The organism is Stenotrophomonas sp. Steno-Z10-HUANG, from assembly GCF_056393075.1.
Genome location: NZ_JBWJPA010000006.1, coordinates 226,123 through 238,901 on the forward strand (window position 1 = coordinate 226,123; position 12,779 = coordinate 238,901).

Sequence of the window (12,779 nt, forward strand, 5' to 3'; positions counted from 1 at the left end):
GGCCCGTCGCCCAAGCCTTCACGGGCAATCGCCCACGCGGCGGAATTCCAGATCCTGGTAGTCGTAGCTGAAGTCGATGTCCGGATCGATGGCGCGCATGTGCAGGGTGCGCTGCGCGCCCTCGCCGGAGAACACCAGCCAGGCCTCGGCGTCTTCGCCCAGCCCCTGCCACTGCACCCATGGGCGTCCGGCCGAGCGCATGACCCGGCCGCGCAGGGCCGGCGATTTCGCCGCGGCGAAGGTGATGCCGGTACCCACCGGGCACAGCGTGACCTGTCCGAACCAGGGGTCGGCCCACACCCCGGCATCGGCGCCGAACTCATCCGCGGCGACCGCGGCTGCCGGCGCCAGCACCGGGCGCACGTGGCCGGCCGCGCGGCGCTGGGTCCGCTCGCGTTCCAGCAGCCCGGCGTAGTGCAGCACATCATGGCCGGCGGCTGGCGCGGTCTGGCGCTTGAGCAGCGCCTGCATCAGCGCGGTGCGCGCGTCCTCGCCCTCGCCATTGATCAGGATCACCACGCCGCTGCGCCGATCCGGGAGCAGCGCCAGCGACGAGTACATGCCCGACAACGTGCCGGTATGCGCCACCTTCCATTGCCCGTCCATGTCCGACAGGCGCCAGCCGTAGCCGTAGGCCAGGAAGTGGGTGTTGTCCCAGTCGCGCAGGCGCTGGCCGATGGGCATCGGCATGTGCGCGGTCCACAGCGCGCGGCGCTGGGTGGCATCGAGCCAGCCCGGTACCCGCGCCGGATCGAGCAGCGCCTGCATCCAGCGCAGCATGTCATCCAGGCTGCAGCGCACGCCGCCGGCGGCCATCGACGGGAAGTCGGCAGCGACGTCGCCATCGCGCCCCACCACCACGTTGCGCCCGTCCTGGCGGTAATGCGGCTGGGCGACATTGCCCGCCTTCGCCGGCGACCATTCGCCGACCTGGCAGCGGTCCATGCCCAGCGGCCCGAAGATCTCCTGCCGCACCAGTGCCGCGTATGGCTTGCCGGCGGCTGCTGCGGCCACCTCGCCGGCCACCACGTAGAGCAGGTTGTCGTAGGCGTAGTCGGCGCGGAAGCTGCCGGCCGGCTTGAGGTGCGCCAGCCCGGCGATGATGTCCTGGCGGCTGAAGTGGTTGGGCTCCGGCCACAGCATCAGGTCGCCGGCGCCCAGCCCCAGGCCGCTGTTGTGGATCAGCAGGTCGCGGACCTGCATGTTGCGCGTCACCCACGGGTCGTACATGCGGAACGCGGGCAGGTACCTGGTCACCGGATCGTCCCAGCGCAGGCGCCCGGCCTGCACCAGCCGCGCCAGCACCGCCGCGGTCATCGCCTTGGTGTTGGAGGCGATCTTGAACAGCGTGTCGCCATCGACGCGCCGTCCCTCGCCGGCGACCCGCTCGCCGCGGGTGGCGACGTGCACCACCTTGCCGTCCTCGATCACGCCCACGGCCAGGCCCGGCAGGCGGTAGTGCTCGAAGGCCTGCTGCACCGCCGCGTCGTAGAACGCGGCATCGGCATCGGCGGCGGGTACAGCGGCGTGGGCGATGCCCGGCAGCAGGGCGAGGCACAGCAGGATCGGTTTCATCGACGCGCTCCGTGCCGTTACGGCGTATCGGCCGTGGTCGACGCCGACGGCGCCCGGGCCTGCAGCAGCGACCGGCTCAGGCCGTAGAGGATGCGCCGGTCCTCGGCATCCAGCTCGGCGCCCTCGCTGCGCATGCCACGGAAGTGATGGCGGAAGGACTGCAGGGCGTTGGCGCGGTCGTCCAGCGGGTAGCCGATGGCGGCCATCGCCAGCCAGCCGTCGAACGCCGGCGGCGGATCGCCGGCGGCCGGGTCGGGCCAGATGCCGAAGCCGGCCTCGTGCAGGCGCTTCCAGGGGAACAGCGGGCCCGGGTCGATCTTGCGCCCGGGCGCCATGTCCTCGTGGCCGATGACCTGCTGGCGCGGGATCCCCAGGCGCCGGGTCACGTCGTCGAGCAGCACGATGAGCTTTTCGATCTGCACATCCGGATACGGGCTGTAACCGTCGTTGTCGATCTCGATGCCGATCGACGCCGAGTTGAGGTCGGTGATGGTGCCCCAGCGGCCGTCGCCGGCATGCCAGGCACGCTTGCGCTCGTCCACCAGCTGGTACAGCGTGCCGTCCTTGCCCAGCAGGTAGTGCGCGCTGACCGGGCCGTTGCTGTTGGCGGTCCGCAGCGTACGCAGGCTGCCCTCGGCGGTCTTGCCGGCGGTGTAGTGCAGCACCACCACCACCGGGCGCCGCGCGTCGAAGTTCGGCGAACGTTCCCACCTGGCCAGCGGATTGCGGTGCGCGCAGGCGCTCAGCAGCACGAGCAGCAGCAGCGCCACCAGCAGCCGCGGCAGCCCACGGGCCGGCCCACGTCCGCAGACCGGCGCCTGGGCAGCACGGGTTTTCCGATGGGTCATGTCCGCCTCCAGTCACTGGCCGGCTGTTCGCCGGACAGCATTTCATCCAGGCTCTGGCGGCGGCGCACCACCGCGTAGCGGTCGCCGTCCAGCAACACCTCGGCCGGCAGCGGCCGCGAGTTGTAGGTGGACCCCATCGATGCACCGTAGGCCCCGGCGCCGAGGATCGCCACCAGGTCGCCGGCCTCGCAGCGCGGCAACGCGCGCGCGGTGGCGAAGGTGTCGCCGGTCTCGCACACCGGTCCCACCACGTCATAGGTCGCGGCCTCGCGCCCGGCCGCGGCGCCCACCGGCACGATGTCATGCCAGGCGTCGTACAGGCTGGGGCGCAGCAGGTCGTTCATCGCCGCGTCCAGCACCAGGAACCGGCGTGCCTGGCCGTGCTTTTCCAGCAGCACGCGGGTCAGCACGATGCCGGCCTCGGCCACCAGCCAGCGCCCCGGCTCGACCAGGATGCGCCCGCCGAAGCCGGCCAGTGCCTGGCGGATGGCATCGGCATACGCGCGCGCATCCGGCGCCTGCTCGCCCTCGCGGTAGCGCACGCCCAGCCCGCCGCCGACGTCGATGCTGGCGATGGCGTGGCCGGCGCTCTCCAGTTCCTTCCAGAACGCGGCCATGCGCGCCAGCGCCTCGCGCACCGGGTCCAGGCTCAGCAGCTGCGAGCCGATGTGCATGTGCAGCCCGTCCAGGCGCACGTCGGGCCATTGCGCCTTCGCGTCGAACCACGCGCGCGCTTCGGCGATGGACACGCCGAACTTGTTCTCGGCCTTGCCGGTGGAAATCTTGGCGTGGGTCTTCGCGTCCACGTCTGGGTTGATCCGCACCGCCGCGACCGCGGTGACGCCACGCGCGGCGGCGATGCGCTGGATCGCGTCGAGTTCGGCGCGGGACTCGATGTTGAAGCGGCCGATGCCCACGTCCAGCGCCAGCGCGATCTCGGCGTCGGACTTGCCCACGCCGGAGAACACGATGTCGGCCGCGGCGATGCCGGCGCGCAGCGCGCGTTCGAGCTCGCCACCGGACACGATGTCCGCACCCGCGCCTTCCTCGGCCAGCAGGCGCAGCACCGCGCCGTTGCCGTTGGCCTTGACCGCGTAACGGATACCCGCGTCCAGCCCGGACAGCGCCTCGCGCAGCGCCCGTACCCGCTGGCGGATGGCCGGCGCGGCGTAGACATACAGCGGGGTGCCCTCGCGGGCCGCCAGCTCCACCAGATCGGCCTGCCGGAACGCCTCCGGCAGACCGCAGTGGTCATCTCGTGTGAATCCCTGATCCAAGGCATTGCTCCAAAAAAAGATGGCGGCCCCCATGCAAGGGCCGCCAGAGGAGGAACTCAGTACCGCAAATCCATCATGGTGCGCCGCGGCCCGGTCAGAAGTTCCAGGTCACGACCAGCTGCGCGTAGCGCGGGGACTGCCAGCGCGTGCCGGTGCCGAAGGTGTCGCGCATCACGCCGGGCTGCCCTTCATAGCGTGCCGCCACGTTGATCACTTCCTGGGTATTGAGCAGGTTGTAGATCGACAGATTGGCCTTCAGGTCAATGCCCTCGACCGGCAGCGTCCAGGTGACGGTCGCGCCCAGGTTGTAGGTCCACGGCATGCGCCCGAACGCACCGCGCCCGGAGTACTTGTACACGCGGTCCTGCCACGCGCCGGCGCACTTGTCCACGCACAGCCAGCCGGTACCACCGCCACTGCCGGTGCTGGTATAGCTGGCCACGGCGCGGTTCTCATCTGGCCAGGTCACGCCGAAAGCGGTGATCGGGCCACCGGACAGTGCCGTCAGGGTGCTGCCGAAGGACCACATCTCGTTCAGCTTGTAGGCCGCGCGGAGCTTGATCTGGTGACGATGATCGTTGAACAGATCGCCGTAGCGCTCGTTGTTGGCCGGATGATCCCAGTGCTGGACCATGCCGGTGTCGCCATAGTTGGTATCCGAGTTGACCGGACCCTCATGGTTGCCTTCGGACTTGGACCACAGGTACGAGGCATTGAACGCCCACTTGTCGTCCCATGCCCGGTCGATCTGGAACTCCATGGACTTGTAGGTACGCTTGGGCTTGGAGTAACCGATGATGCGGTTGCTGCCCACCGTCATGTAGCCTTCCTTGGAGGTGTCGATCGTCACCCAGCCGTCCTGCGCGCAACCCATGGCCTTGGTGCCCCACAGGGTGAGCTTGTCGCCCGGGTTGGCGATCGGCCAAAGGTTGCCATGGCGCACGCCGCACAACGCATTGATCAGCATGTCGTCCATCGCATTGGGCATGCGCCGGTAAGTGCCGGTGACGCCCCACGACCAGGCCTGGTTGATCATGCTCTGGAAGCCAAGGATCGCTTCATCCTGATAGACCGCATCCAGGTCGCGATCCACGCTCTGTCGCAGGTCCTGCACGACGATGTTCTGCGACTGGTCCACCGGGCCGATCTGCGCGCCGATGATCGGCGCCATGTACGGTGCGCCGGTGACCGGGTTGGTTTCCGGGCGCCAGCCATCCAGTGCGTAGTAGGTGTACTCGTCGAGCAGGCCGCCGGCGAAGTTGTAGCTGAGGATGCTGGGGATCGGCATGTAATAGCGGCCGAGGTTGCCGAACAGCTTGGTGCTGCCGTCGCCCTTCATGTCCCAGGAGAATCCAAGGCGCGGCGAGAACAGGTTGTCCTGCTTGGTGAAGGTGGTACCCACCGTGGTCATGTTCTCGAAGTTGTCCACGCGCACGCCGAGATTCAGCATCAGCGACGGCGTGACGTTCCAGTTGTCTTCCAGATAGAAGGCACTGGCCTTGATGTCGAACACGCCGCCGTCGGCGCGCTCGCGTGCACGCAGGATCGCGTTCACGCCCGCCGGAACGACCGAGCCGTTGTCGAGCAGGTTGCCCGGCTTGGTGCCATAGGCGGTGTAGTACTTGCGGGTCGGACCCGGATAGACCGTCTTGCGATCGGTGGTCATCAATTCGTGATCCCAGCCAAAGCGCAGCTGGTGGTCTCCGAGCATCCACTCGAAGTCCAGGCGCTTGGCGATGCGCTCGTCCTCATGATTGACGATGGTTCCGCCCGGGTGGCAACCCAGCACCGGGCTGCCCATGGCCCGGTAGACCGCGCCGTAGCTGGAGTTCTCGTAGGTCACGAAGTCGCACAGGGCATCCGCGGGGGACTTGTTGTAGCTGCTGCTGCGGTTGATGCCGTACATCGCCTTGGCAGTGAAGTTGTCGGCGAAATGTCCGGTATAGGTCACCGAGCCGCTGGTACCGCCGCTGGAAGCGCGGGATTGGCTGGGTTGGCCCGTGCCGCGCTTCGAGCTGGCGAAATCGTAGGTGTAGATCGCGGCGTCGCTGTCGCCCTCGTCTGAGAAGGCCATCGCCTCCAGCAGGTGATTGTCGGTGATGTTCCAGTCCAGCTTGGTACCCCAGAAGCCGTTGTCCGACGTGCTCTGGGTCCAGCTGTTGCCGGAAGAGCTGGTGCTGCCGGACTTGTTGTCGCGCTGCTCGTACATGGCGAACAGGAACAGCTTGTCCTTCACGATCGGGCCGGAGGCCCAAACGTTGGCCTTGGTGAAGCTGCGGGTGTTGTGGCTGGACAGGACGTTGACGCGGCCATCGGCGTAGTAATGATCCTCGGCCTTCGAGCGCCAGGCTGCCGGCTCGAACGTCATCGTCACGCCGCCCTTGAACTCGTTGCTTCCCGAGCGGCTGACCGCGTTGATCACGCCGCCGGTGGACCGGCCGAACTCGGCGGAGTAGCCGCCGGTCTTGATCTGGAACTGCTCGAAGAATGCGAACGGCGCCGCCGAGAAGCTCTGCCGCTTGTAGAAATCGGTGACATTGAGGCCATTGATGAAGACCGAGTTCTCGGCCACCGACGAACCGCCGAAGGAGATGCCGCCGAACGACGAGTTGCCGCCGATCACGCCCGGAGCAAGCAGGGCGACCGACGACAGGTCCTGGGCCACCGGCATGCGCGCAAGTTCTTCGCGGCTGATGTTGAACGAGGACTCGGTCGAGTACACGTCCACCCGGTTGACGATGCGCGAACCGACCACCTGCACCGAGTCCAGCGTCACCGGGCCGGTGTCGGTGCCACCCAGGTTGACGTTGGTGGTGCCGCCCAGCGAGACGTTGACCGCGACCGGCTCCTTGTCGGCCTGGCCGTCGCGCTTGACGGTCAGGCTGTAGTCGCCCACCGGCAGCTGGCTCAGGCGGTAGCTGCCGTCGCCACCGGCGGTGACCGTGCGGGTCAGCCCGGTGGCGGTGTTGGTGATGGTGATCTGGTCGCCGGCGTTGGCGCGGCCGGCGATGGCGCCGGTGGCACTCTGCGCCATGACGGTCGGTGCGAGCGCCCCGAGGCACGCACCCAGCGCGACGCTGAGCGCCGCCTTTTTCAGCATTTTCCTGTTCATCCCCTGCTCTCTCCTGCAGTGTTGTGTATTACAGCGGTGTCACGAAGCGTCAATCTTCCGGTGGCGGCAAGACCTGCCACTGGAAGTCGTAGTTCCATTGGTCGAAATAGAGATTGCCGCCCGCCCATTCGGCCTCGCCGCGCTGCGAGTCCACGGTTTCGGAGCGGAAGTGCTGCTTGGCCGGTACCAGCGCCTGCGCGTAGTCGTCGTTGAACGCGATGCGGTAGGCATCCAGCCCGCCGAAGTAAAAATCACGTACCGCCGGCACCGGGCTGTCGAGCGCGCCGGTGGTGACATCCATCGGCACCCAGCCATAGGGCGCCAGGTACAGCGCGCCCCAGTCGTGCAGGTTGCTGTAACCGGTGGTGTTGTCCGAGTACACCATGCCCGACTGCCAGCGCGCGGGTATGCCATTCAGGCGCAGCAGGCTCATCAACAACAGTGTCTGCTGCCCGCAGTCGGCGTGGGTAGCATGCAGCGCGTGGTCGCTGATGTTGCCGATGGTCGAGTACTCGCGCGCGCCCCCCCAGGGAATGCGGTCGACCGCGTCGAACAACCTGCGCGCGACGCGGTAGGGGTTGGTTTCACTGCCCACCACGCGCCGCGAGAACTCGCGCAGCGCCGGGGTGAACACGATGTGCGGCGCACGCTCGGCCAGGTACGGTGCCAGCGCCGGGTCGTCCGGCGTCGGCTGCACCTTGGCCGGGTCGATGGCGAAATGGCGCGCGTACACGGTGACCTCATAGCTCACCGAGAACGCGGTCGGCGTGCCGGCCACGGCCTTGCGTTCGAGGTAGGCGGTGCGCTGCAGCGTGGCTTCCGGCGCGACCTGCGCCCCGTCCGGCACGCTGCCCAGCAGGCGGATGTCCTGCTGCTGCCCGGGAATGGCCCGCGGGTACGGGATCCAGGCGCGGATTGTCTCGCCGGCCGGTACCGCATCGGCCTTGACCGTGAGCGACTGGGTGACCCGTACCCGCCGCGGCGCGGCGCTGCTGGTGGCATCGGCCTGCGCGCGCTCGAGCACCTCCAGGTGATGCGGCGTGACCACCTCGAACGGGCCCGGTGCCGGCGGCCTGATCGCCGGCGAGCGCCGTGCGGCCGCCGCGGCACTGACCCGGAACAGGTTGGACGGTGCGCGGTTGAACCAGCGGCGCTGGCCATCGATGTCCAGGTGCTCGATCAGCCCGGCCTCGTCCCAGGCACGGAACTCGTCCTCGCGCAGGTCGGGAATGATGCGGCGCACGGCGGCCATCGCGTGCTCGCGGTCCAGGCTGAAATCCAGTCGCATGCGGCGCATGCGCTCGCGCTGGAACAGGTAGGCGTCACGCTGGCTGGCGTCCAGTGCCGGCTGCTGCAGTGCAGCGTCAATCTGCGCCTGCGCACCGGCAAAATCACCGCGGTCCACGCGCGCGGCCAGCTGCCCGGGCGTGTCCACGGCGCCCACCGTGGCGGACACCAGGCACAGCAGCAGGCCTGCCATGAGCCGGTACCGGGCAGGCCTGAAAGCGACTGGGACTTGGCGCAACGCTGGATCCACGGCAACACTTCCACGGGTACGCGGGATAACGGTTGTGTAACACGCGTGCGACAACGGGTCAATAATTTATTCTTGATTTCAAGGAGGAAAGGAATAAGTATTCCAATGCACCCAGAGGGAGTCCTCATGACCGCCACCCCCGTCCATCCCCGCCGCCGGCGCCTCGCCTGGGCGTGCTGGTCCCTGTTGCTCGCCGCACCGCTGTGCGCGGCACCGGCCTTCGCGCTCGGCGCAGCCACCGCTTCGCCGCAGGACCATGCGGGCGTCATCGGCCTGCGCGAGGAATACCTGTCGGCCGCGCACTGGATCGCGCAGTTGTCCGATCCGGACCGGGTGATCCTCGACCGCGCCGGGATCGCGGCGCAGAACGCGCGCATGCGCCAGCTGGACGCGTCGATCCACGATCTGCGCGCACTGCCGGCGAACTTGACGCGCGAATTCGTGCGCGCGCAGATCGAGGCGATTTCACGCCCGCCGACCCGCACGCTGTACGACGTGCAGGGCAAGCCGGTCGACGCCGCGCAGCTGCGCGCGATCAGCGACAACCTGGCGCTGGACCGGATCGGCGAAACCCGCCCGCTGCAGTACGGCCTGGCCGTGCACCGCGCCGCGCTGCGCGCGTTCCCCACCGGGCTGCGCGTGTTCTCCAGCAGCGGCGACACCGACATCGACCGCTTCCAGGAATCGGCGCTGTTCCCCGGCGATGCCGTGGCGGTGCTGCATGAGAGCGCCGATGGCCAATGGCTGTTCGTCGCCAGCGAGCGCTATGTCGCATGGGTGGAAAAGCGCTTCGTCGGCATCGGCGACGCCGCCCAGGTGTTCGGCTACGGCGCCAGCGGCCCGTACCGGGTGATCACCGGCGCCACCGCCAGCACCACGTACACCCCGGAAGAACCGCGCGTCTCGCGCCTGCAGCTGGACATGGGCGTGCGCGTACCGGTGCTGGCCGACTGGCCCGCACAGCAACCGGTCAACGGCCAGCAGGGCCATGCCGCGCACGTCATCCAGCTGCCGGTGCGCGACGCCGACGGCCGCCTGGGCTTCGCTCCAGCGCTGTTGCCGCGTTCGCAGGACAGCAGCGACGACTACCTGGCGCTGACCCCGCGCAACCTGCTCACCCAGGCCTTCAAGTTCCTGGGCGAGCGCTACGGCTGGGGCCACTCCTACGACACCCGCGACTGCAGCGGCTTCGTCTCCGAGGTCTACCGCAGTTTCGGCGTGCTGCTGCCGCGCAATACCAGCGCGCAGGCGGTGAGCCCGGCGCTGGACCGCATCGCACTCGGCGAGAAGGACGGCAAGGCGCGGCGCGACGCCGCGGTGGACGCGCTGCAGGTCGGCGACCTGGTCTACATCCCCGGGCATGTGATGATGACCATCGGCCATGCCGACGGCATGGCCTGGATGATCCACGATACCTCCGGTGGCAGCTGGTTCGGTGCCGATGGCAAGCGGGTCCAGGCCCACCTCAATGGCGTCTCGGTGACGCCGCTGCAGCCGATGATGGCCAGCGATACCGCCAGCTACGTCGACCGCATCACCAACATCCAGCGCATCCGCCCGCATACCACCAAATGAAGATCACCGATATCGAACTGGGCATGCTGCGCGTGCCCCTGAAAACCCCGTTCAAGACCGCGCTGCGCACCGTCGAATCGGTCGAGGACATCGTGGTGCTGGTGCGCACCGATACCGGCCACACCGGCTACGGCGAGGCGCCGGCCACCGCGGTGATCACCGGCGACACCCATGGCTCGATCATCGAAGCCATCAACAACTTCATCAAGCCGCGCCTGATCGGCGAGGACATCGCCAACCTCAACCGCATCTGCGGGCTGGTGCAGTCCTCGCTGGAACGCAACACCAGCGCCAAGGCCGCGGTGGAGATCGCCATCTACGACCTGTGGGCGCAGCTGCACGGCGCGCCGCTGTACCAGATGCTCGGCGGCGGCGACCCGGTGATCACCACCGACATCACCATCAGCGTGGATTACATCGACAAGATGGTGGCCGACTCGCTGTCGGCGATCGAGCGCGGCTTCGAGTCGCTGAAGATCAAGGTCGGCAAGGACATCGGCCTGGACATCGAGCGGGTCAAGGCGATCCACGCCGCGGTCGAGGGCCGTGCCCTGCTGCGGCTGGACGCCAACCAGGGCTGGACCGCCAAGCAGGCGGTGTATGCCATGAGCGCGCTGGAAAACGCCGGTGTGGTGCTGGAGCTGCTGGAGCAGCCGGTCAAGGCAGCCGACATCGACGGCATGAAGTACGTCACCGAGCGGGTCAATACCCCGGTGATGGCCGACGAGAGCGTGTTCGGCCCGCACCAGGTGTTCGACCTGATCCAGCAGCGCGCGGCCGACATCATCAACATCAAGCTGATGAAGACCGGCGGCATCTCCAACGCGATCAAGGTCGCCGACATCGCCTCGCTGTACGGCATCCCGTGCATGATCGGTTGCATGCTCGAATCGAGCATCAGCGTGGCCGCGGCGGTGCACCTGGCGGTGGCCAAGTCGGGGGCGATCACCAAGGTGGACCTGGACGGGCCGTCGCTGAGCCTGTTCAACCCGGTCAATGGCGGGGTGATCTTCAACGAATCGGAGATCAGCATCACCGATGCGCCGGGGCTGGGCATCACCGAGGTGCGCGGGCTGGAGATGCTGAAGGCATGACCGGCATGGCGACGGCAACCGACCTTGTTGCTGTCGCACTCCCTCGCGGGTGGGCCGCATCGCAGGAAGCAGTGGGGAATGCTTCTGCCGTTGCTTCTGCCGTTGCTTCTGCCGTTGCTTCTGCCGTTGCTTCTGCCGTTGCTTCTGCCGTTGTCGTTGCCGTTGTCGTTGCCGTTGCCGTCGCCCGTGACTTTGCTCTTCGGCTTTTGATTTCCCCGGCCGTAGAGCGGGCCGAGCACCACAGCGGGCCGAGGGGCGAAGAGGCGCACGTGTCTGAGCGAAGCGAGTTGTGCGCCGTCCCCTTGGCACGCGAGGAGCGCAGGGGACCGGCGGGCGCAGCCCGACGGATCGCGTCCCGGCCCGTGTTTCTTTGGGCCACGTTTCTTTGCACGAGCAAAGAAAGGTGGCTCGCTCCCCGGAGGGGGGCGAAAGCCCTTGATCCTGCTTCAGCCGTTGCTTGGGTTTTTGCTCTGGAAAGAAGCAACAGCCAAAGCGCGAAGCAGCCAAGGCATGAAGCAGAGCTTTCGCCCCTGCTTCGCAGGAGCGAGTTACTTCTCTTTGCTCGTGCAAAGAGAAGTAACCAAGAGAAAGCACGCCCCTGCCTCTGCGCCCAGCCCGCTACGCGGGCCGGGTCCACTCCGCCGGCGGGATTTTTCGACGAGACATCCCTGTCTCGTAGAAAAACGACGTGCATCCCTGCACGCCGCCCTTCGGGTTTTCCCCGCCAGCTCCGTCGCTGCGGAAGGGGACCCGGAAGTCAAAAGCCAAAGGCAGCAGCAGAATCACAGGCAACAGCAGCCCTCCTTGGCCCATGAAACGTCCTGGGTGAGTCCAAAACCTTACAGCGTCCCCCAAATCCTTTTAGAGTCACCCCATCGCAGCCGACGGCCCACCCATGCCACCCCTGGTAAAAATCCGCTCCGAACGCGAACAGATGTCGGCGATCGAACGGCGTATCGCCGACTTCATCCTGGACAACGCGCACCTGCTGCGCGACTACTCGTCGCAGCAGCTGGCCAACGCGCTGGGCATCAGCCAGTCGAGCGTTGTCAAGTTCAGCCAGAAGCTCGGGTTCAAGGGCTACCCGGACCTGAAGTACTCGGTTGGCGCGGCGGTGGCCCTGGCCAGCAACGGCAACGGCAACGTCACCGAATGGCCGCCGGAGAACGATCCGCACGGGTACCTGCAGGTAGCCGAGGGCCTGCGCCGCAGCAAGGCCGCGGCCGAGGAGGAGACCCGCGTCGCCAATCCGCAGGAAGAGGTCGAAGCGGTGATCGCGCTGATCGACGCCGCGCCCAAGGTGTTCGTCTACGGCCTGGGTGACGACGGCCTGTATGCCCGCGAGTTTGCCATGCGCCTGGCGCTGCTGGGCATCCTCACCGTGCAGCATGCCGACCCGATCCTGATGACCGCCAACCTGTCGGCCGCACGCCCGGGCGATGTGCTGCTGGTGTTCTCCGAGTTCGGCAAGCTGCCGCAGCTGTGGCAGCTCTCGCGCCAGTTCCAGGAGATGGGCGGCAAGGTGGTGTCGATCACCCGCCACACCGCCAACCCGCTGCGCGCGCATGCCGATGCCTCGCTGGCGATCTGCGCGCAGGATCCGCAGCCGCCGGTGGCGCAGCTGCTGTACCGTTGTTCGTTGCAGTACCTGCTGGATTTCGTGTTCGTGCTGCTGTGCCATGCCAACTCCGACCGCCAGCGCCAGCTGGCGTTGAACCAGGAGCGCATCCAGCAGTTGATCGACAACTGATTGCCGGAGCC

Annotated in this window: 9 protein-coding genes; 4 read left to right on the plus strand and 5 right to left on the minus strand. The window is 67.6% G+C overall.

Going from position 1 to position 12,779, the window contains the following annotated elements:
• Positions 1-18: 18 nt before the first annotated feature.
• The 5 genes from AC06E6_RS10540 to AC06E6_RS10560 all read right to left on the minus strand — a co-directional run bounded on the left by AC06E6_RS10540 (position 19) and on the right by AC06E6_RS10560 (position 8,349).
• Entirely contained in the window at positions 19-1,575 is a 1,557-nt protein-coding gene (locus tag AC06E6_RS10540; RefSeq protein ID WP_427852501.1) for a serine hydrolase domain-containing protein, read from the minus strand.
• A gap of 17 nt (positions 1,576-1,592) precedes the next feature.
• Positions 1,593-2,423: an N-acetylmuramoyl-L-alanine amidase gene (locus AC06E6_RS10545; protein ID WP_427852500.1), complete on the minus strand. Its 831-nt coding sequence runs from the start codon at positions 2,421-2,423 to the stop codon at positions 1,593-1,595.
• A complete protein-coding gene (lysA, locus tag AC06E6_RS10550; RefSeq protein WP_427852499.1) occupies positions 2,420-3,700 on the minus strand; it encodes a diaminopimelate decarboxylase in 1,281 nt (426 codons plus the stop codon). The genes AC06E6_RS10545 and lysA overlap by 4 nt, the downstream gene beginning before the upstream one ends.
• Before the next feature lie 94 nt (positions 3,701-3,794).
• On the minus strand, positions 3,795-6,812 hold the full coding sequence (locus tag AC06E6_RS10555) for a TonB-dependent receptor (protein ID WP_427852498.1): 3,018 nt from the start codon (positions 6,810-6,812) through the stop codon (positions 3,795-3,797).
• A 49-nt stretch (positions 6,813-6,861) separates the two neighbouring features.
• Positions 6,862-8,349, minus strand: a complete 1,488-nt coding sequence (locus AC06E6_RS10560; protein WP_427852497.1) for a transglutaminase-like domain-containing protein — start codon at positions 8,347-8,349, stop codon at positions 6,862-6,864.
• Between the two features lie 126 nt (positions 8,350-8,475).
• Between AC06E6_RS10560 and AC06E6_RS10565 the strand changes: the two genes are divergently transcribed.
• The 4 genes from AC06E6_RS10565 to AC06E6_RS10580 all read left to right on the plus strand — a co-directional run bounded on the left by AC06E6_RS10565 (position 8,476) and on the right by AC06E6_RS10580 (position 12,768).
• On the plus strand, positions 8,476-9,924 hold the full coding sequence (locus AC06E6_RS10565; protein WP_321989800.1) for a C40 family peptidase: 1,449 nt from the start codon (positions 8,476-8,478) through the stop codon (positions 9,922-9,924).
• The gene (locus tag AC06E6_RS10570; RefSeq protein ID WP_104937795.1) at positions 9,921-11,018 is read left to right on the plus strand and encodes a dipeptide epimerase; all 1,098 of its coding nucleotides are present in this window, start codon (positions 9,921-9,923) and stop codon (positions 11,016-11,018) included. The genes AC06E6_RS10565 and AC06E6_RS10570 overlap by 4 nt, the downstream gene beginning before the upstream one ends.
• Before the next feature lie 78 nt (positions 11,019-11,096).
• Complete coding sequence (locus tag AC06E6_RS10575; protein ID WP_427852496.1) at positions 11,097-11,228, plus strand: hypothetical protein; 132 nt, start codon at positions 11,097-11,099, stop codon at positions 11,226-11,228.
• 685 nt (positions 11,229-11,913) lie between these two features.
• On the plus strand, positions 11,914-12,768 hold the full coding sequence (locus AC06E6_RS10580) for a MurR/RpiR family transcriptional regulator (RefSeq protein ID WP_161613979.1): 855 nt from the start codon (positions 11,914-11,916) through the stop codon (positions 12,766-12,768).
• Positions 12,769-12,779: the final 11 nt, after the last annotated feature.